The organism is Mycobacterium sp. 852002-51971_SCH5477799-a, assembly GCF_001667145.1.
GTDB lineage: Bacteria > Actinomycetota > Actinomycetes > Mycobacteriales > Mycobacteriaceae > Mycobacterium.
In genome coordinates this window covers 143,457-162,646 of sequence record NZ_LZIF01000083.1, presented here as the reverse complement: position 1 = coordinate 162,646, position 19,190 = coordinate 143,457, and the positions used below count along the sequence as shown (strand labels likewise).

Genomic DNA, 19,190 nt, shown 5'->3' with positions numbered 1-19,190 from the left:
CGCCTAGGCGTAGGTCGGTTTGAAGGCGTCGGCCGGTTGAGCCAGGGCCAGCGCCGAACTGGTACCGATCGGTCCATGCCGGTCGAACAGGGTCGCGGCACCGGTGGCGACCCCGGGCGTGCCGTAGTGGCTCTGCGCGGCCAGCCCGAGGAATTCGCCGTCGGGCAGGCGGCTCGCGGTCACGGTGTAGTCGGCGTTGATGTAGCGCAATCCACCGGTGCCCCAATGGGTGAGCGAACTCGTGATGTCACCGACGAAGGCCAGGCGGGTGAACGGCGTCAGCGGGTGCCCGTGCACCATCGGGCGAAACAGCCGCGCCCAGGCGAACTTCTGGGAGTGGGTCTGCTCCCATTCGCCGGCCGCGATTCCCGGACTGCCCTGCAGCGTCGCGCCATACCCCCAGATGAGAAACGGCATCTGCTCTACCCAGCCGTCCGAGGATGTCGGGGGCGGCGGCATCTGCACCGGCGCCGACCACACTTGCCCGCCGGGATGCTCACCGCGGCGCAGGAACAGCGCGCTGGCCCGGGCGACGACGGTGCCGTTCTGAACCAGGCTGCCGTCGACCAGCTTGATGCGCCGGCCCTCGCGCAGCACCGCGGTCTGGATCTGCACCGGCTCCATCAGGGCCGGGCGCAACAAGTCAACCGTGAAGCGGGCGGGCTGCAGGTCCGGATCGACGCCGGATTGCTCTATGCCCCAACCCAACAGGCCCCCGACGATCTGGCCGCCCATCGCCGAGCCCCACGGGCCTTGCGTAATCTGGCCCGGAACATAGGAGTCGCCGTCTACAGTGAAGAACGCCTCGGGCATGATGGCGGAATCGTCGATCGTCACCGCTATCACGATAGGACACCGGATTTTAGTAAGGACCGGGCATGCTGTGATCGAAATTCCACGCGACCGCAACCCGTTCCCGCTGACCGGCGTCTCACGCGACCGCGACGGCATTCCGCGCTTCGACGAGCTGCCCGCCACCCTGCTGGACATGCTCGCCGAACAGGTCGGCGCCCGTCCCGACGCCGAAGCCCTGGTCGAGCTGGGCGCCGGGCGGCTGACGTACCGGCAGCTCTGGGATCGCGCGGCGAAGGTCGCCGGTGGGCTGCGCGCGGACGGCCTGCAGCCGGGCGACCGCGTCGCGGTGCGTTACCCCGCCGGAATCGACTGGGCGATGGCGTTCTGGGGCACCGTGATGGCCGGTGGCGTTGTGGTGGCGGTCAATACGCGATCCGCGCGACCCGAGGTCGAGTTCGTCCTGTCCGACTCCGGTGCGCAGGTGGACCTGGCGCCGGACGCCGCGCTGCCCGACGGGCGCCCATACGTCACCGAGCAACTCGGCCGCACCGACACGGCAGCCCTGTTCTACACGTCGGGCACCACCGGCCACCCCAAGGGCGTGCCGACCACGCATGATGCGTTCCTGACCAACACCGAGAACGCGATCCGCTGCCTGCAGCAGCCGCGGGATCTCGGCGAAGCGATGCGCACGCTGATCTCGGTGCCGCTGTTCCACGTGACGGGTTGCAACACCCAGCTGCTGGCCGCCGCCCGGCTCGGGGGAGCCTCGGTGATCATGCCCGCGCTCAACCTGGATGCGTTGCTCGACACGCTGACCGCCGAGCGCGTTTCGGTCATGGTCACAGTCCCGGCGGTCTACTCGTTGTTGTTGCGACACAGTGGCTTTGCCGCGCTCGATGTGTCGAATGTGCGTTGGGTCGGCTACGGAGGTGCACCGATCGCCCCGTCGCTGGTGCGCTCGGTGAAGAACGCGTTCCCACAGGCCACGGTGTTCAACGGCTATGGCATGACGGAGACGGCATCGCTGATGACCGTGCTGCCCGATAGCGAAGCCGTCGAGCACGCCGACTCCGTCGGTTACGCGGTCCCGTCGGTGGACCTGGGGGTGATCCCGTTCGGGGACGATCCGGGCGTGGGGGAGTTGGTGGCCCGGGGCGCCAATGTGACCACCGGCTATTGGAACCGGCCGGAGGCCACCGCCACGACGTTTGCGGACGGCTGGCTGCACACCGGCGACGTGGTGCGCGTCGACGACGCGGGCCGGGTACACATCGTGGACCGGCTCAAAGACATCATCAACCGCGGTGGTGAAAACGTCTCCAGCGTCGAGGTGGAGGCCGTGCTGCTGGCGGCGCCGCACGTGGCCGACGCCTGTGTGCTCGGGGTCTCCGACGAGGTCATGGGTGAGAAGGTCGGGGCGGTGCTGTTCGGCGGCGACGACGAGATCGACGTGCCGGCGGTGCTCGACCACTGCCGCAGCCAGCTGGCCGATTTCAAAGTGCCGCAATACGTCACGGTGGTAGACAGTGTGCTGCCGCGCAACGCCGGCGGCAAACTGCTCAAGGCCGGACTCCGCGAGCAGGTCCAGTGGGGAGAGCCGCTGCGATGAGCCCGAGCCTGCTGGTCGCCAACCGCGGCGAGATCGCCCTTCGAATCATCCGCACCGCAACCGAGTTGGGTATGCCCACGATCGCCGTCTATGCCGAGGACGATGCGGAGAGCCCGCATGTACACGCGGCGGACGAGGCGATCGGCCTGCCGGGCGCAGGCCCGCGTGCCTACCTGGACCAGTCCGCCGTGCTGGCCGCGGCGAAAAACTCCGCTGCGGATTTGATTCACCCCGGTTACGGATTCCTCAGCGAGAACGCCGCATTCGCCGACGCCTGCGCGACGGGCGGCTACACGTTCGTGGGTCCCGACGCCCGGGTGCTCGAGCTGCTCGGCAACAAGACGTCGGCCCGCGGGGCCGCGATCGCCGCCGGGGTGCCGGTGCTGCCGGCGACCGAGGGGGCCAGCAGCGTCGAGGACATCAGGGCATTCTTCGCCGAGCACGGCGACGGCATCATGATCAAGGCCCTCGCCGGTGGCGGCGGACGTGGTATGCGCCAGGTGCACAACGCCGATCAGATCGACGATGCCTATCAGCGCTGCGCCGCCGAGGCGCAGCTGGGCTTCGGCGATCCCGCGCTGTTCGCCGAGGCGCTACTCACCGACGCGCGCCACATCGAGGTGCAGGTCGTCGCCGCCCCGGCCGGCCACCAGACGCACGCACGCGCGGTCGGCGACCGCGACTGCAGCATCCAGCGGCGCTACCAGAAGCTTATCGAAATCGCGCCCGCGCAAGGGCTTTCGGATGACCTGCGCCGAGCCCTGCACGAGGCGGCGGCGCGGTTGTGCGCCCGCGTGGGCCTGCGCGGTCTGGCAACGGTCGAATTCCTGGTCACCGGCGAGCAGTTCGTCTTCCTCGAAGTCAACCCACGAATCCAGGTCGAGCACACCGTCACCGAGGAAACCACCGGGCTCGACCTGGTGGCCGTCCAGGTGGCCATCGCCGGCGGCGCATCCTTCTACCAGCTGGGGCTGGCATCCGGAATCGCCTCCGACGGCACGGAAGTCATCGGCGAGCCCGCCGCGCGCCGCGGCATCGCCATCCAACTCAGGGTCAACGCGGAGACCGTCGGACCCGACTGCTCCGTCGCCGGATCCGCGGGCACCCTCACGGTGTTCTCCCCGCCCAGCGGTCCCGGCGTGCGTGTCGACACCTACGGCCGGGCCGGATTGCTGATAAACCCCCAGTACGATTCGCTGCTGGCCAAGCTGATTGTCAATGTGCACGGGTCGTCCTGGCGGGCGGCGGTGCGCAAGGCCCGCACCGCCCTGACCGAGTTCAGCATCGAGGGCGTCCACACCAACATCGGATTCCTGCGCGAGCTGCTGAGCGACGACCGGATCAAGTCCGGTTGGGTGAGCACCGGTTTCCTCGACGGAAAGCTCCCCGAACTGGCCCGGGCCGCGCTGTCCCACCGGCAAGAACCGCCGGTGGCCGCGGTCGAGCTTTATCCCGGCGAGGACGCGCTGCGCGCCCAGCTCGCCGGCACCGTGGTCGAAGTGGTGCCCGAGGGTACCGAATACGCCGCGGGTGGCCAGCTGGTTGTCCTGGAAGCGATGAAGATGCAGCACGTGCTCGTCGCGCCGGCCGCGCTGCGGACCGTCCGGATCCTGGTGACGCCCGGCCAGGTGGTCGGCACCGGAGATCCGCTGCTGGTCTTCACCCGCACCGCAAGTACCGAAGACGGCGAATCAAGCTTGGCAGCAACGGATCTCGACCGGCCGCGCGCCGACCTCGACGAGGTCGTGCACCGCCATTCCCTCACCCTAGACCAGGGTCGCCAGGCCGCGGTCACCAAGCGGCACAACCAAGGCCGGCGCACCGCACGGGAGAACATCGCCGACCTCGTCGATCCCGACAGCTTCGTCGAATACGGCGCGCTGGCCGTTGCCGCGCAGCGCAGCCGTCGCTCGGAGGCGGACCTGATCGTCAACACCCCGGCCGACGGCCTGGTCGCCGGCCTGGCCACCATCGGCGCGGACCGGTTCGGCCCGGCGGCGGCGCAGGCCGTCGTGGTGTCCTACGACTACACCGTGCTGGCCGGCACGCAGGGCATGCGCAACCACGCCAAGACCGACCGCGTGTTCGACCTCGCCGCGCGAAAGCGGTTGCCGGTGGTGCTTTTTGCCGAGGGTGGCGGGGGCCGGCCGGGAGATACCGACGTCGGTGGCGCCGCCGGGCTGGACGTCCCGACCTTCCGGATGCTGGCGGGACTGAGCGGGGAAGTGCCGCTCGTGTCGGTCGTCTCGGGCCGATGCTTCGCCGGCAATGCCGCGCTGGCCGGGGTTTGCGACGTGATCATCGCAACGCCGGACGCCAACATCGGGATGGGCGGGCCGGCGATGATCGAGGGTGGCGGCCTGGGCGTGTACCCGCCCGAGGCGATCGGACCGATCGGCGTACAGCGCCGCAACGGCGTGGTCAGCCTGGTCGCCCGCGATGAGGCGCATGCGGTCGCCCTGGCCAAGCAATACCTGTCGTACTTTCAGGGCTGCGCGGGCGACTGGGCGGCGCCCGATCCGCGGCTGGCCCGGCATGTGGTGCCGCAGGACCGGTTACGCGCCTACGACGTGCACCGGGCGATCGAGGCGATCGTCGACGTCGGATCGGTGTTGGAGCTGCGTCCGGATTACGGGGTGGGAATCGTCACCGCGCTGGTGCGCGTCGAAGGAGTGCCGTACGGATTGATCGCCAACAGCACCCATCACCTGGGTGGCGCAATCGATGCCGAGGCCGCCGACAAGACCGGCGATTTCCTGGCGTTGTGCGAATCGTTCGGGTTGCCGGTGATCTCGCTGTGCGACACCCCGGGCTTCATGGTCGGGCCCGACGCGGAAAAGGAAGCGGCCGTTCGCCGTTTCGGCCGGATGTTCGTCCTGGGCGCGCGGCTGACGGTGCCGCTGGGAATGATCATCTTGCGCAAGGGATATGGGCTCGGCGCGATGGCGATGGCCGGCGGCTCATTCCGCGCGCCGCACTTCACGGTCGCGTGGCCGACCGGAGAGATCGGCGGCATGGGCCTGGAAGGCGCCGTGCGCCTCGGCTTCAGCAAGGAGCTGGCCGCCGTCGACGATCCCGCGGAACGGCAAAGCCTGTTCGATCGCCTGGTGGCCGCGGCCTACGAGCACGGGAAGGCGCTGCGGTCGGCCACCACATTCGAGCTGGACGACGTCATAGACCCAGCAACCTCCCGGGCCTGGATCACCAGGCTCTCGGGAGGCTGAAGGGTTTAGCGACTAGGCGTGGCCGCTGCCGCAGCCGACGCCCGGCAGACAGCCTTGTCCGCCCGGAATGCCGCCCGGACCCGCGTTCTGCCCACCGGAGCCGCAGCCGACGCCCGGGACGCAGCCCTGGCCACCCGGACCGCCGCCGGGGCCGTTGAACTGGCCGCCCGAGCCGCAGTTTCCGTTCGCGTCGCAGCCGCCGCCGCCCGGGTCGTCCTTGAAGGTCACATGCGTGGGCGCAGCGGCCGGTCCGCCGACGTAGACGTCAGCAGCGGCCGCGGGCGCGGCGGCGATGGCCGCAGCGACGGCACCGGCAACAACCAGCGGTTTCATGAGTGTCAATTTCGATAACATGCGGGTGGCATACCACCTCAACACATGTCCAAAACATCGTGAATAAAATTCGGCAGCAAACCACGTCTGCGCTGCCGCACGGCGGCTCTGACCGCGACGGAAGGCCTGACACCATGACCTCACAAGATCTGACCGGCCGCACCGCGATCATCACCGGCGCGTCGCGCGGAATCGGCCTCTCGATAGCCCAGCAGCTGGCGGCCGCGGGCGCCAATGTGGTGCTCACCGCGCGCAAGCAGGAGGCCGCCGACGAGGCCGCCGCCCAGGTGGGGCAGCAGGCCCTCGGGGTGGGCGCCCACGCGGTCGACGAGGACGCGGCGCGGCGCTGCGTCGAGCTCACGCTGGAGCGCTTCGGCGGCGTCGACATCCTGATCAACAACGCCGGAACCAACCCGGCCTACGGTCCGCTGATCGACCAGGATCACGCCCGTTTCACCAAGATCTTCGACGTCAACCTGTGGGCGCCGCTGCTGTGGACTTCGCTCGTCGTCAAGTCGTGGATGGGCGAGCACGGCGGGGCGATCGTCAACACGGCCTCCATCGGCGGCATGCATCAATCGCCGGCGATGGGCATGTACAACGCCACCAAGGCGGCGCTGATCCACGTCACCAAGCAACTGGCGCTGGAACTCTCGCCGCGCGTCAGGGTCAACGCGATTTGCCCGGGTGTGGTGCGCACCCGCCTCGCCGAGGCGCTGTGGAAGGACCACGAGGACCCGCTGGCGTCGTCGATCGCGCTCGGGCGCATCGGGGAGCCGGTCGACGTGGCCGCGGCCGTCGCCTTCCTGGTTTCCGACGCGGCGAGCTGGATCACCGGCGAGACCATGGTGATCGACGGTGGCCTGCTGCTCGGCGCCGCACAGGGATTCCAATCCGCGCCGGGCGGCGGGCAATGACCGCCGTCGATGCTGCCGACCTGGACACGCGGGTTCAGGCACTGCTCGACGAGCACGATCCGGCCACCAGCGAGGCGCGGGATTTCCTTGGCGCGCAATACGATGCGGGCCTGGCCTGGGTGCACCTACCGCACGGTTTCGGCGGGCTGGACCTGCCGCGCACCGCTCAGGAGCGCGTCGATGCGCGGCTGGCCGCCGCCGGTGCGCCGGTGGGCGGCACCCCCAAGAATTACATCGGCATGGGCATGGCGGCGCCGACGATCGCGGCGTTCGGCACCGACGAGCAGAAGCGAAAGTTCCTGCGCCCGTTGTTCACCGGTGAGCAGATCTACTGCCAGCTGTTCAGCGAGCCGGGCGCCGGATCGGACCTGGCCGGGGTGGCCACCCGTGCGGTGCGCGACGGTGACGACTGGATTGTCAACGGGCAGAAGGTGTGGACGTCGCAGGCGCAGCACGCGCAGATGGCCATCCTGGTCGCCCGGACCGATCCGTCCGTGCCCAAACACCATGGCCTGACTTATTTTCTCTGCGACATGACGCAACCGGGCGTCGAAATCCGGCCGTTGCGCCAGATCACCGGCGAGGCGGAATTCAACGAAGTGTTCCTCACCGATGTCCGGGTGCCCGATGCGAATCGGCTCGGCCCGGAGGGCGGTGGCTGGCGCGTCGCCACTACGACCCTCAACAACGAACGCGTCGCCATCGGGTCGCGCGCCGGCGCGCCCCGAGAGGGTGGCCATATCGGCAAAGTCACCGCGGCCTGGCGCGACGAGCCGGCGCTGCGCAACCCCGCAATGCACGATCAGCTGATGCGGCTGTGGGTTGAGGCGGAGATCCTCCGGCTGGCCGGTGAACGGTTGCGGCAACAGGCGGCCACCGGTCAGCCCGGCCCGGAAGGAGCCGGCATGAAGGTAGCGTTCGCCAAACTGGCACAAGCGATTTCGGGCTTCGAGATCGAGCTGCACGGCGAAGCGGCGCTGCTCTACGATGACTGGACCATGCGCAGGCCCGAGACGGTCGACCTGGTCGGTCGCGGGCCCGGCTACCGCTACCTGCGCGCGCGCGGCAATTCGATCGAGGGCGGTACGTCGGAAATCCTGCGCAACACCATTTCCGAACGGATCCTCGGCCTGCCGGGCGAACACCGCGTCGACAAAGAGGCCGCCTGGAAGGACCTCCCCCGATGAGCCCGCACACCGCCGACCTGCTGTATTCCGACACCGAAGAGGCTTTGCGGGCCGGCGTCCGTCAGCTCTTCGCCGAGCGGTGCCCGCCCGAATCGGTGACGCGCCTCTACGACCCGCAACCACAGGACTTTTCGGGCGTGTGGCACACGCTGGCCACCGAACTGGGCGCGGCCGGCCTGCTGGTTCCGGAGTCCCTGGGCGGAGCCGACGCGACCGTCCGCGAGGCCGCCGTGGTCATGGAGGAAATCGGCCGGGCGGTCGCCCCGGTTCCGTTTCTGTCCAGCGCGGTCCTCGCCACGATCGTGCTGCTGCGAGCCGGTGACACCGCAACCCTGCCGGGCCTGGCCCAGGGCGAGCTGACGGCGGCGCTGGTGGTCCCGCTGTCGAACGCACCGGGCGACCCGATCAGCGGGGTGCGCGCCGACGCCGACGGGCTGAGGGGGTCGGTCACCAGCGTGGCCGGTGCCGACGCCGCCGATGTGCTGGTGGTTCCGGTCACCGGGCGCGACGGGCTCGAGTTACACACCGTCGCCCGCGACGCCGCGGGCGTGCAGATATCACCACTACTCGCGCTGGATATGACCAGACCCCTTGCCGCCGTGTCGTTTTCGGGATCTCCGTCATCGGTTGTCGGAGCGGGTGACGAGCCGGTCACCGAAGCGATCCGCACTTCGGCGGCCCTGCTGGCGTCCGAGCAACTCGGGGTCGCCCAATGGTGCTTTGACACCACACTGGAGTACGTCAGGCAACGCAGGCAGTTCGGCCGCACGATCGGCTCCTACCAGGCCGTCAAGCACCGCTTGGCGGATCTGTGGTTCGAGGTGGGCGCTGCGGCCGCCGCGGCGCGCTATGCGGCCGACACGTGCGCCCGGGGCGCGGAAGATGCGGACGCGGCGGCGGCGATCGCCCAGGCCTACTGCGGGGAGGTCGCCGTGCATGCCGCCGAAGAGTGCGTGCAGCTGCACGGCGGCATAGGAATGACCTGGGAATATCCGGCGCACCTGTATCTCAAGCGGGCCAAGAGCGACCAGCTGGCATTCGGCACCGCCTACCGCCACCGCGCTCGGCTGGCCGAGCTGGTGGACCTGCCGGCGTTCTGACGGCTAGCGCGGTAGCGCCGAAGCGAACACCTCCGTCATCGCTTCCCAGTGCCGCTCGGCCGCCGCAGCGTCGTAGGGCGCGTTGTCCGGAACCGCGAATCCGTGGCCGGCCGGATACCACTCGGTGGTGTGCTCGACACCGGCCGCCGTCAGCGCTTTGTCGAGCTGTTCGGCGTGATCGGCGGTGAACGACGCGTCGTCCTTGGCGCCGCCCACGTACACCGTGGCGGTCATCCGGTCCGCGAGTAGGTGCGGGCTGTCGTCGGTGTCGGTCACCAGGCCGCCGCCATGGAAGGACGCCGCCGCGGCCACCCGGTCGGGCACCCGCCCGGCCACCATGAGGGACGTCCGGCCGCCCATGCAGTAGCCGCACACCCCGAATCGCTCGCCGGCCACCTCGGGGCGGGCGGCCAGATAGTCGAAGAACGCGCGGGCGTCGGCCGCCATCCGGTCCGGGGTGACGCTGCCGATCATCGAGAACAGGCGTCCGCGTTCTTTCGGGTCGCTGAAGACCGTCGCCATGTCGAACGGCGCCCAGTCCGCGGTGCGGTAGTACACATCCGGAAGCAGCACCGCGTAACCGAACGCGGCCAGCTTGGCGGCCATCTGCTCGAACGTGTCGCGCACGCCGCCGGCGTCGGGATACATGACCACCGCGGGCCACGGGACTTGCGATTCCGGGCCATCGGGGGTGAACAGGTGCACCGTGCAGGTGCCATCGGGTGTGGTGATGGTGTCGATGATGTTCGGCATGGCACCCGTTCTACTCCGCGCGGCTAGACCCGAATTATTCGGCGCCGACCCGCCGCGCCCGGCCACGCCGCGGTTGCGATCGCCGCTAAGCTTGCGGCGTGCCGATCCCGACCCCCTACGAGGACTTGCTCCGCTTGGTGCTCGACCAGGGAACGGCCAAATCCGACCGCACCGGCACCGGGACCCGCAGCCTGTTCGGCCAGCAGCTGCGCTATGACCTGTCGGCCGGGTTCCCGCTGCTCACCACCAAGAAGGTGCACCTGAAGTCGGTGATCTACGAATTGCTGTGGTTCCTGCGCGGCGATTCCAACGTCGCCTGGCTGCACGAGCACGGAGTTACGATCTGGGACGAATGGGCAAGCAGCACAGGCGATCTCGGGCCGATCTACGGTGTGCAATGGCGGTCTTGGCCGACGCCGTCGGGCGAGCACGTCGATCAGATCAGCGCGGCCCTGAACCTGTTGCGCACCGACCCCGACTCGCGGCGCATCATCGTGTCGGCCTGGAATGTCGGCGAAATACCGCGGATGGCGCTGCCGCCGTGTCACGCGTTCTTCCAGTTCTACGTGGCCGACGGGCGGCTGAGCTGCCAGCTCTATCAGCGCAGCGCCGACCTGTTTTTGGGTGTGCCCTTCAACATCGCCAGCTACGCGCTGCTGACGCACATGATGGCGGCCCAGTCCGGCCTCGCTGTCGGTGAGTTCGTGTGGACGGGCGGGGACTGCCACATCTACGACAACCATGTCGAGCAGGTGCGGCTGCAGCTGAGCCGCGACCCCCGGCCATACCCCGAACTCGTTCTGGGCGCCCGGGATTCGATTTTCGATTACACCTACGACGACGTCGTCGTGAAGAACTACGACCCCCATCCGGCGATCAAAGCCCCAGTCGCTGTATGAAGCGCGCCGGCGACGATGCCCGCTCGGGCGGCCTGCAAGCCGGGATCAAGGAGTAGCGCGTATGACCGAGGTGGGCCTGGTGTGGGCTCAGTCGACCTCCGGCGTCATCGGGCGCGGTGGCGACATCCCCTGGAACGTGCCGGAGGATCTCCTCCGGTTCAAAGAGGTGACCATCGGACACCCGGTGATCATGGGCCGGCGGACCTGGGATTCGTTACCTGCGAAGGTGCGCCCCCTGCCGGGCCGGCGCAATGTCGTCCTGTCCCGCGACACCGGCTTCGTCGCCGACGGGGCGCAGGTGGTCGGCACCCTGGAGAACGCCCTTGCCAAGGGCGACTCCGAGACGTGGGTCATCGGCGGCGAACAGATCTATTTGCTGGCGCTGCCCTACGCCACCCGCTGCGAGGTCACCGAGATCGAAATCGATTTGCGACGCGACGACGACGATGCGCTGGCACCGACGCTGGACGACACTTGGGTGGGCGAAACGGGGGAGTGGCAGGCCAGCCGCTCGGGCCTGCGGTATCGCTTCCACAGCTACCGTCGCAGCGCCGCGCACCCGATCGCGCCCACGGCGTGACCTGACATACTCGGACCCGGGGTCGGTCGTACAGGGTCAACCAAGCGTTTGCATTAGGAGGGGGAATTGGCAGTGACACCCGAACCCAGGACGTTCTCTCGCAAATTCATGGGCTACGACGCGACCGCGGTCGATGCCCACATCGAGATGCTGACCACCAAGCAGCAGCTGCTGCTTGACGACGTCGAGAGCCTACGGGCCCGGCTGCAGGAATCCGGCGATCAAACGGCCGCGCTGCGCAAGGAAGTGGCCGCACTGACGGACACGTCGCCGTCGCCGCGCGCGGTGCAGCAACGGTTAGCGAAAATGCTGAGCCGCGCCGTCGACGAGGTGGCCGAGATGCAGGCCGAGGCGCGAGCAGAAGCGGACGCGCTGATCGCCGCGGCCGAGGCCGAGGCCGAAGAAACACAGCGGAAGCGTGAGCAGATGTTGGCGGACATGGCCGCGCAGCGGGAAGCCATGGAAGCCGAATACCAAAAGACCAAGGAAAAGCTCGAGGCCGAACTGGCCAGCCTGCGCGAAGACGCCGAGCAGGCGCGTGAGCGGCTCCTCGCCGAGGCGAAGGAGAGGGCCGACCGGGATCGAGACGAGGCCCGCCGGGCCGTGGACGACGCGAGTCGGCAGCGGATCCGGATCCTCGAGCAACTGATGGGCGTCTACCGCGACCTGAAAACGGTTCCGGACGCCCTCGATGCGGCCTACGAAGAGCAAAAGAATTCGCCCGACGCCGACTCCGTGGTGCGGTTGGACGAGAAAGTCGGCGCGGGCTCACCGTCGTAACGCAACACGTCGGACACGACCGGTATTCTCGGCACCGTGTCGACCCGCAGGCTATCGGCCGCCCAAGCCCGGCGGATAGCCGTTGCGGCCCAAGGATTTAGCGAACCTCGGCCCAATGGTGAGATCAGCCGGGCACACCTGAAGCGGCTGATTTCCAGGATCCAAGTGCTGCAACTGGATTCGGTCTCGGTGGCGGTGCGCGCACACTACGCTCCGGTGTTCAGCCGGCTCGGCCCCTACGACCGTGGCGTGCTCGACCGGGCCGCCTGGGGGCCCCGATCGTCGCGGCTGCTGGCGGAGTACTGGGCGCATGAGGCAGCACTGATGGCTGTCGAGGACTGGCCGCTGCTGCGCTGGCGGATGCGCCAGTACTCCCATGGCCGGTGGCGCACCCACATCGTCAAGGCCAACCCGGAACTTGCCGACAAGATCGTCGCCGCCATCGCCGAGCTCGGGCCCAGCACCGCCGGGCAGATCGAAGCGCATCTGGAAGCCGAACCGCGCGGGCCCAGAGGCAGCTGGTGGGGCAGCCGCAGCGACACCAAATGGGTGGCCGAGGCGCTGTTCTCCGCCGGGATCCTCACCACCGCCACCCGGGTGGGCTTCGCTCGCCACTACGACCTGGTGGAACGGGTGCTGCCGGCCGGCGTCCTGGCCCGCGAGGTCGACGACGACGAGGCGATCCGCGAACTCGCGCTGCGGGCCGCCACCGCGCTGGGCGTGGGCACCGAGGCCGACATCCGCGACTACTTTCGGCTGTCGGCCCAGCAGATCAAGCCGGCGATCGCCGCATTGGTGGCCGTCGGCGACATCGAGCCGGTCGACGTCGACGGCTGGTCCGCACCGGCCTACCTGCGTGCCGGGCGCACGGTGCCCCGCACCGACCGCGGCACCGCGCTGCTGTGCCCGTTCGACCCGCTCATCTTCTTCCGCCCACGCGTCGAGCGGCTCTTCGAATTCCATTACCGCATTGAGATTTACACCCCCGCCGCCAAGCGGCAGTACGGCTACTACGTGTGGCCGCTGCTCATGGACGGGCGATTGGTGGCGCGGGTGGACCTCAAGGCCGACCGCGCCGCTGACTCGTTGCGGGTCCTCGGTGCATTCGGCGAGCCCGGTGCGCCCAAGCCCCGCATCGCCGCGGCGCTGGCCGGTGAACTGGAGTCCATGGCGTCGTGGCTGGGCCTGGGCGGAGTCAGCGTCACCGACCGCGGTGATCTGTCGGGCGAGCTGCGCACGGCGGTCAAGTTGATCAGCTGATGTCGCGTCGATGTCCATCTGCGTTGCTGCCGTTGCCGGTATGCGGCAAGGTGCGGGTCAGGGGGGCCGACCCGTCCGGCACGCCTTAAGGTGAGCGCCGTGGCCGAGATCGCGCCGCTGCGCGTGCAACTGATCGCCAAGACCGACTTCTTGGCGCCCGCCGACGTGCCGTGGGGCACCGACGCCGACGGCGGCCCCGCGCTGGTTGAGTTCGCCGGCCGGGCCTGCTACCAGAGCTGGTCGAAACCCAACCCCAAGACCGCGACCAACGCCGGCTACATCAAGCACATCATCGACGTCGGCCACTTCTCGGTGCTCGAACACGCGAGTGTGTCGTTCTACATCACCGGCATCTCGCGATCGTGCACCCACGAGCTGATTCGGCATCGGCACTTCTCCTATTCGCAGCTGTCACAGCGCTACGTCCCCGAAAAGGAATCACACGTCGTCGTGCCCCCGGGCATGGAAGACGATCCGGAACTGCAGCGGATCCTGGCCGCCGCCGCGGACGCCGGCCGCGCCACCTACACCGAGTTGCTGGCGAAGCTGGAGGCGAAGTTCGCCGACCAACCGAATGCGGTGTTGCGTCGCAAGCAGGCCCGCCAGGCCGCCCGCTCCGTGCTGCCCAACGCGACCGAAACCCGCATCGTCGTGACCGGCAACTACCGGGCGTGGCGCCACTTCATCGCGATGCGCGCCAGCGAGCACGCCGACGTGGAAATCCGGCGGCTCGCCGTTGAGTGCCTGCGCCAGCTGACGGCCGTGGCGCCGGCGGTGTTCGCCGACTTCGAGATCGCCACCCTGGCCGACGGCACGGAGGTCGCGACCAGCCCACTGGCGACCGAAGCCTGATGCGCGCCGGCGCGCAACGCGGATGCTAAACACCTTGCCGGGTCCAGGTAACCTAGCAGCGTGAGCACGGTCGGATTCGACGCCCCAGCGCGGTTGGGGACCCTGCTGACCGCAATGGTCACGCCGTTTCGCGGCGACGGCTCCGTCGACACCACCGCGGCCGCCCAGCTGGCCAACCACCTGATCGACGCCGGCTGCGACGGGCTGGTGATCTCCGGCACCACCGGCGAGTCCCCGACCACCACCGACGACGAGAAGCGCGAGCTGCTGCGCGTCGTGCTGGAGGCGGTGGGCGACCGGGCCCGCGTCATCGCCGGCGCGGGCACCTATGACACCGCCCACAGCGTCCGGCTGGCCCAGGCCTGCGCGGCCGAGGGCGCCCACGGGCTGTTGGTGGTCACGCCGTACTACTCCAAGCCGCCCCAGAGCGGCCTGATCGCCCACTTCACCACGGTCGCGGACGCGACCGAGCTGCCGGTGCTGCTCTACGACATCCCGCCGCGTTCGGTGATACCGATCCAGCCCGAGACCATCCGTGCGCTGGCGGCCCACCCGAACATCGTCGGAATCAAGGACGCTAAGGCCGACCTGCACAGCGGTGGCCAGATCATCGCCGAGACGGGCCTGGCCTACTACTCCGGCGACGATGCGCTGAACCTGCCGTGGCTGGCCATGGGCGCCACCGGATTCATCAGCGTGATTTCTCACGTCGCGACCGGGCAGCTGCGGGAGATGTTGTCCGCCTTCGGCTCCGGAGACGTCGCCACCGCCCGCAAGATCAACGCCGCCGTCGCGCCGCTGTGCGACGCGATGGCCCGCCTGGGCGGTGTGACGATGTCCAAGGCTGGCCTGCGCCTGCAGGGCATCGATGTCGGCGATCCGCGGTTGCCGCAAATGCCCGCGACGCCAGAGCAACTCGACGCGTTGGCCGCCGACATGCGAGCGGCCTCGGTGCTGCGGTGACCCGAGGAGTTTCCGAGAAGTGGATGTAGATCTCGCCCCGCCAGGCCCCTTGGCCACAGGAGGGTTGCGGGTCACTGCTTTGGGTGGCATCAGCGAAATCGGCCGTAACATGACCGTTTTCGAGCACCTGGGCAAGCTGTTGATCATCGACTGCGGCGTGATGTTCCCCACCCACGACGAGCCTGGGGTCGATCTGATCCTGCCGGATCTGCGGCACATCTCCGACCGGCTCGACGACATCGAGGCGCTGGTGCTAACCCACGCCCACGAGGACCACATCGGCGGCATTCCGTTCCTGCTCAAGCTGCGCCCCGACATCCCGGTGGTCGGTTCGAAGTTCACGCTGGCACTGGTCGCCGCGAAGTGCCGCGAGCACCGCCTCAAGCCGGTGTTCGTCGAGGTGGCCGAGGGCCAGAAGAGCAGTCACGGCGTGTTCGAATGCCAGTACTTCGCCGTCAACCACTCCATCCCCGACGCGCTGGCGATCGCCGTGCGCACCGGGGCGGGGACGATCCTGCACACCGGCGACATCAAGCTCGACCAGCTTGCCCTGGACGGCCGCCCGACCGACCTGCCCGGCATGTCGCGGCTCGGCGACGCCGGGGTGGACCTGTTTCTGTGCGACTCAACCAATTCCGAGCATCCAGGCGTCGGGCCGTCGGAAAGCGAAGTGGGCCCGACGCTGCACCGTTTGATCCGCGGCGCCGACGGCCGGGTCATCGTGGCGTGTTTCGCCTCCAACGTGGATCGGGTGCAGCAAATCATCGATGCCGCAGTCGCTTTGGGCCGGCGGGTATCGTTCGTCGGCCGATCGATGGTGCGCAACATGGGGATCGCCCGGGAACTCGGATTCCTGCGGGTGGCCGACTCGGACGTGATCGACATCGGCGCCGCCGAGATGATGCCGGCCGAGAAGGTGGTGCTGATCACCACCGGCACCCAGGGCGAACCGATGTCGGCGTTGTCGCGGATGTCGCGTGGCGAGCACCGCAGCATCACGCTGACCGCGGGTGACCTCGTCGTGTTGGCGTCGTCGCTGATCCCGGGCAACGAGGAAGCGGTTTACGGCGTCATCGACGAGCTCGCCAAGATCGGGGCCCGCGTTGTCACCAATGCCCAAGCCCGCGTGCATGTTTCGGGCCACGCGTACGCGGGAGAACTGTTGTTCCTGTACAACGGGATTCGGCCGCGTCACGTCATGCCCGTGCACGGAACGTGGCGCATGCTGCGGGCCAACGCCAAGCTGGCGGCCCGCACCGGTGTGCCGGAGGAATCAATCCTGTTGGCCGAGAACGGGGTGAGCGTGGACCTGGTCGCGGGCAAGGCCTCGATCGCGGGCGCGGTGCCGGTCGGCAAGATGTTCGTCGACGGACTAATCAACGGCGACGTCGGCGACATCACCCTGGGCGAGCGGCTCATTCTGTCCTCGGGTTTCGTGGCGGTGACCGTGGTGGTCGCGCGCGGTACCGGGCGTCCGGTCGCCCCGCCGCAGCTGCACTCGCGCGGATTCTCCGAGGATCCCAAGGCGCTGGAGCCCGCCGTGCGCAGGGTGGAGGCCGAGCTGGAAGCGCTTGCAGCCGAGAACATCACCGATCCGAGCCGCATTGCCCAGGGCGTGCGGCGCACCGTCGGCAAGTGGGTGGGCGAAGCCTACCGTAGGCAGCCGATGATCGTGCCGACCGTCATCGAGGTCTAGCGACGATCTCTCAGCGTAGGCCGACGCGCGAAACTTAAACCATTGCGGTGATGGCCGGCGTGTCGTCGCAGACGTTTAAGTGTCAGGCAGGACCCTGCACTCAGATCTTCTCGGCGTAGGCCGACCACTCCAGTTGCGACGCTTTGAGTTTTCGGCCGGTGGGGTCGACATAGCGCTGGACGAGCTCATCGGGACCGGCCTGCTCCAGCAGCCGCCAGCCGTATTCGCCGAGGAACGCCGCGACGCCGTCGGGCTGCAGGCCGAAATGCCACAGTTGCCGCCGCTGGCGCACGTTGCGGTACAGCGTGCGGGTGCCATACCGGTTGGTGCCGTCGATGAAATCGCGACGGACGTAGGTGAACACCAATCGGCTGCCGGGCGCGGTGGCGCGCAGCCCGTCCAGCGTGCGCCGCACGGTCGCTTCGGTGAGGTATTGGGTGACGCCTTCGCAGATGAAGAACGCCCGGTAGTCGGTGCGGTAACCGTGCTCGGCGAGCGAGGTGAGCAGGTCGTCATGCTCGAGGTTCAACGCCACCAACCGAACCGACAGCGGCGGTTCGCCGAGCACCCGGCGCACCGTCTTGAGTTTCCGCGCGACGTTAACGGGCAGATCGACCTCGAACACCGGGATGCGGACCCGCCTCGTCAACTGGTAGGGGCGGGTGTCCAGGCCGGCTCCGAGGATGACGACGGCGTTGATGCCGTCGAGTGATTCCTGGAGCTTGTCGGCGATGAAACGCTTGCGGCAGGCCAGGTTCGCCCACAATCCCGGGCCGGTGAACTCCGAGCCGCGGATCATCAGGCGGCGAATGGGCGCGAACCGGGTCGTCCCGACGAGCCAGCGCAGCGGCGCGGGCAGGAAGAGTTCGGCGAAGTCGTCGTCGACCAGGCGGCGGCCGGGCGGCTCGTTCTGCTCGACGGCGGCCAGCACCATCGGGCCAAATGCTGTCTGCGCGACCAGGTTTCGTGCCATGACGGTTACTTGTTCAGGAATCCCGCGTCGACGGGCAGGGTAACCCCGGTGATGTAGCGCGCCTGATCGGACACCAGCCACGCCACCGCGTTCGCGATGTCCTCGACGTCGAGCACCTCCACCGGCATGGCGTTGCCCATGGCGCCCGGCGTGTCCGTCGCGGCGGCCATCTTGGCCAGCCACTCCCGGGTGAACTCGTTGTTGATCATTGGAGTCTCGACGCCGGACGGGTGAATCGAATTCACCCGAATCATCTGCCCGGCAAGTAGATTCGCGTAGACGCGCATCAGCCCGACCACCCCGTGCTTGGCGGCGGCGTAGCCGACGGAACCGGCGTCCGGGCTGCCGACCCCGGCCAGCCCGGCGCTCGAACTGATCAGCACGATCGACCCGCCGGTGCCCTGTTTGACCATCGTGGGTATCGCGACCTTGATGGTGTGGTAGACGCCGGTGAGGTTGACGTCGATGACGTCGTGCCAGCCGTCGTCACCGGATTGCATGGGCGCGATCCCGGCGTTGGCCACCACGATGTCCAGCCGGCCGAACTCGTCGAGGCCCGCCTGCAATGCGGCCGCCAGGGATTCGCGGTCACGGACGTCGCCACGAGCGGCCACGATGCGCGCGCCGGTGTCTTCGACCAGCTTCACGGTGGCGGCCAGATCGTCGGGCGTGGCCAGCGAGTAGGGCACGCTGGCGATCTGATCGCACAGATCGACGGCGATGATGTCGGCGCCGTCGGCGGCCAACCGCACCGCGTGCGCGCGGCCCTGCCCGCGCGCGGCGCCGGTGATGAACGCGACTTTGCCCTTCAGGGGGCCTTCTGGCGAGCGAGCCATCAGGGCCGCAACTGTCCTTTGGCCGGATCGCCCGCCGAGACGGGCTGCAGCATCTTGATGTCGGGGGCGCCGACCAGGTGCTCGCCGGCCGCGGTGAACATCTTGGTGACCGCCGGCGCGGTGCTGTGCGCCTTGAGCGCCTCGGCGTCGGCCCACTGCTCGACGAAGACAAAGGTCTCGTCCGACTGGTGCAGCGAGTACAACTGGCAGCCCGGCTCGTCGTGCACTTCTTCGACCGCCCGCGTGAGGATGTCGCGAACCGTGTCGACCGACTCGGGTTTGACAGTCATGGTGGCGACGACGACGACGGGCATTGATGGCCTCCTGGGCGCTGGCGGTGGGTGACGAGCACGACTTCTCGCAACCGAATGTCACCCTACTCACGCGATATGGCGCCCGGGTCGCACCATGCCTGACGCGGCCGGACGGT

At 68.7% G+C, this 19,190-nt stretch carries 18 protein-coding genes; 12 read left to right on the top strand and 6 right to left on the bottom strand.

Annotation, left to right across the window (positions count from 1 at the left end):
• Positions 1–3: 3 nt before the first annotated feature.
• Positions 4–837, bottom strand: coding sequence for a thioesterase family protein (locus tag A5753_RS11220; protein ID WP_197694658.1), 834 nt, complete (start codon positions 835–837; stop codon positions 4–6).
• Positions 838–883: 46 nt separating this feature from the next.
• Here A5753_RS11220 and A5753_RS11215 point away from each other — a divergent pair, with 46 nt between their 5' ends.
• Together A5753_RS11215 and A5753_RS11210 are read left to right on the top strand one after the other, a co-directional pair.
• Positions 884–2,407, top strand: a complete 1,524-nt coding sequence (locus tag A5753_RS11215; RefSeq protein ID WP_067127147.1) for a class I adenylate-forming enzyme family protein — start codon at positions 884–886, stop codon at positions 2,405–2,407.
• Complete coding sequence (locus tag A5753_RS11210; RefSeq protein WP_067127145.1) at positions 2,404–5,631, top strand: carboxyl transferase domain-containing protein; 3,228 nt, start codon at positions 2,404–2,406, stop codon at positions 5,629–5,631. Before A5753_RS11215 ends, A5753_RS11210 begins: the two co-directional genes overlap by 4 nt.
• 12 nt (positions 5,632–5,643) lie before the next feature.
• On the opposite strand, the gene A5753_RS11205 is transcribed toward A5753_RS11210, so the two are convergent.
• Entirely contained in the window at positions 5,644–5,964 is a 321-nt protein-coding gene (locus A5753_RS11205; protein ID WP_067127142.1) for a PE-PGRS family protein, read from the bottom strand.
• A gap of 134 nt (positions 5,965–6,098) precedes the next feature.
• Here A5753_RS11205 and A5753_RS11200 point away from each other — a divergent pair, with 134 nt between their 5' ends.
• The 3 genes from A5753_RS11200 to A5753_RS11190 are packed head-to-tail and all read left to right on the top strand — an operon-like array spanning position 6,099 to position 9,168.
• Entirely contained in the window at positions 6,099–6,881 is a 783-nt protein-coding gene (locus tag A5753_RS11200; protein WP_067127139.1) for an SDR family oxidoreductase, read from the top strand.
• Entirely contained in the window at positions 6,878–8,068 is a 1,191-nt protein-coding gene (locus A5753_RS11195) for an acyl-CoA dehydrogenase family protein (RefSeq protein ID WP_067127136.1), read from the top strand. The genes A5753_RS11200 and A5753_RS11195 overlap by 4 nt, the downstream gene beginning before the upstream one ends.
• Entirely contained in the window at positions 8,065–9,168 is a 1,104-nt protein-coding gene (locus A5753_RS11190; RefSeq protein WP_067127134.1) for an acyl-CoA dehydrogenase family protein, read from the top strand. Before A5753_RS11195 ends, A5753_RS11190 begins: the two co-directional genes overlap by 4 nt.
• Positions 9,169–9,171: 3 nt before the next feature.
• Here the strand turns inward: A5753_RS11190 and A5753_RS11185 are convergent, their stop codons facing one another.
• Positions 9,172–9,921, bottom strand: a complete 750-nt coding sequence (locus A5753_RS11185) for a dienelactone hydrolase family protein (RefSeq protein ID WP_067127131.1) — start codon at positions 9,919–9,921, stop codon at positions 9,172–9,174.
• Between the two features lie 98 nt (positions 9,922–10,019).
• On the opposite strand from A5753_RS11185, the gene A5753_RS11180 reads away from it, so the two are divergent.
• The 7 genes from A5753_RS11180 to A5753_RS11150 all read left to right on the top strand — a co-directional run bounded on the left by A5753_RS11180 (position 10,020) and on the right by A5753_RS11150 (position 16,951).
• Entirely contained in the window at positions 10,020–10,820 is an 801-nt protein-coding gene (locus tag A5753_RS11180) for a thymidylate synthase (protein WP_067127128.1), read from the top strand.
• Positions 10,821–10,881: 61 nt separating this feature from the next.
• The gene (locus tag A5753_RS11175; RefSeq protein WP_067127125.1) at positions 10,882–11,400 is read left to right on the top strand and encodes a dihydrofolate reductase; all 519 of its coding nucleotides are present in this window, start codon (positions 10,882–10,884) and stop codon (positions 11,398–11,400) included.
• A gap of 108 nt (positions 11,401–11,508) precedes the next feature.
• On the top strand, positions 11,509–12,180 hold the full coding sequence (locus A5753_RS11170) for a cell division protein DivIVA (protein WP_067127122.1): 672 nt from the start codon (positions 11,509–11,511) through the stop codon (positions 12,178–12,180).
• Between the two features lie 36 nt (positions 12,181–12,216).
• A complete protein-coding gene (locus A5753_RS11165) occupies positions 12,217–13,440 on the top strand; it encodes a winged helix-turn-helix domain-containing protein (RefSeq protein ID WP_067127119.1) in 1,224 nt (407 codons plus the stop codon).
• Positions 13,441–13,539: 99 nt separating this feature from the next.
• Positions 13,540–14,292, top strand: a complete 753-nt coding sequence (gene thyX, locus A5753_RS11160) for an FAD-dependent thymidylate synthase (protein WP_067127321.1) — start codon at positions 13,540–13,542, stop codon at positions 14,290–14,292.
• Between the two features lie 60 nt (positions 14,293–14,352).
• The gene (gene dapA, locus A5753_RS11155) at positions 14,353–15,255 is read left to right on the top strand and encodes a 4-hydroxy-tetrahydrodipicolinate synthase (protein WP_067127117.1); all 903 of its coding nucleotides are present in this window, start codon (positions 14,353–14,355) and stop codon (positions 15,253–15,255) included.
• A gap of 19 nt (positions 15,256–15,274) precedes the next feature.
• Complete coding sequence (locus A5753_RS11150; protein ID WP_067127115.1) at positions 15,275–16,951, top strand: ribonuclease J; 1,677 nt, start codon at positions 15,275–15,277, stop codon at positions 16,949–16,951.
• Positions 16,952–17,051: 100 nt separating this feature from the next.
• On the opposite strand, the gene A5753_RS11145 is transcribed toward A5753_RS11150, so the two are convergent.
• Genes A5753_RS11145 through A5753_RS11135 form a run of 3 tightly spaced genes read right to left on the bottom strand, consistent with a single transcriptional unit; the run spans position 17,052 to position 19,074 of the window.
• Complete coding sequence (locus A5753_RS11145) at positions 17,052–17,924, bottom strand: SAM-dependent methyltransferase (protein ID WP_082971273.1); 873 nt, start codon at positions 17,922–17,924, stop codon at positions 17,052–17,054.
• 5 nt (positions 17,925–17,929) lie between these two features.
• Complete coding sequence (locus A5753_RS11140) at positions 17,930–18,760, bottom strand: mycofactocin-coupled SDR family oxidoreductase (protein ID WP_067127111.1); 831 nt, start codon at positions 18,758–18,760, stop codon at positions 17,930–17,932.
• Complete coding sequence (locus A5753_RS11135) at positions 18,760–19,074, bottom strand: putative quinol monooxygenase (RefSeq protein ID WP_067127109.1); 315 nt, start codon at positions 19,072–19,074, stop codon at positions 18,760–18,762. The genes A5753_RS11140 and A5753_RS11135 overlap by 1 nt, the downstream gene beginning before the upstream one ends.
• Between the last annotated feature and the right edge of the window lie 116 nt (positions 19,075–19,190).

Excerpts from the sequence above, each read along its gene's own strand:
- A5753_RS11210 (WP_067127145.1), top strand. The coding sequence starts at position 2,404 with ATGAGCCCGAGCCTGCTGGTCGCCAACCGCGGCGAGATCGCCCTTCGA.
- A5753_RS11135 (WP_067127109.1), bottom strand. The coding sequence starts at position 19,074 with ATGCCCGTCGTCGTCGTCGCCACCATGACTGTCAAACCCGAGTCGGTC.
- A5753_RS11195 (WP_067127136.1), top strand. The coding sequence starts at position 6,878 with ATGACCGCCGTCGATGCTGCCGACCTGGACACGCGGGTTCAGGCACTG.
- A5753_RS11145 (WP_082971273.1), bottom strand. The coding sequence starts at position 17,924 with ATGGCACGAAACCTGGTCGCGCAGACAGCATTTGGCCCGATGGTGCTG.
- A5753_RS11200 (WP_067127139.1), top strand. The coding sequence starts at position 6,099 with ATGACCTCACAAGATCTGACCGGCCGCACCGCGATCATCACCGGCGCG.
- A5753_RS11185 (WP_067127131.1), bottom strand. The coding sequence starts at position 9,921 with ATGCCGAACATCATCGACACCATCACCACACCCGATGGCACCTGCACG.
- A5753_RS11140 (WP_067127111.1), bottom strand. The coding sequence starts at position 18,760 with ATGGCTCGCTCGCCAGAAGGCCCCCTGAAGGGCAAAGTCGCGTTCATC.
- A5753_RS11190 (WP_067127134.1), top strand. The coding sequence starts at position 8,065 with ATGAGCCCGCACACCGCCGACCTGCTGTATTCCGACACCGAAGAGGCT.
- A5753_RS11205 (WP_067127142.1), bottom strand. The coding sequence starts at position 5,964 with ATGAAACCGCTGGTTGTTGCCGGTGCCGTCGCTGCGGCCATCGCCGCC.
- A5753_RS11175 (WP_067127125.1), top strand. The coding sequence starts at position 10,882 with ATGACCGAGGTGGGCCTGGTGTGGGCTCAGTCGACCTCCGGCGTCATC.
- A5753_RS11170 (WP_067127122.1), top strand. The coding sequence starts at position 11,509 with ATGGGCTACGACGCGACCGCGGTCGATGCCCACATCGAGATGCTGACC.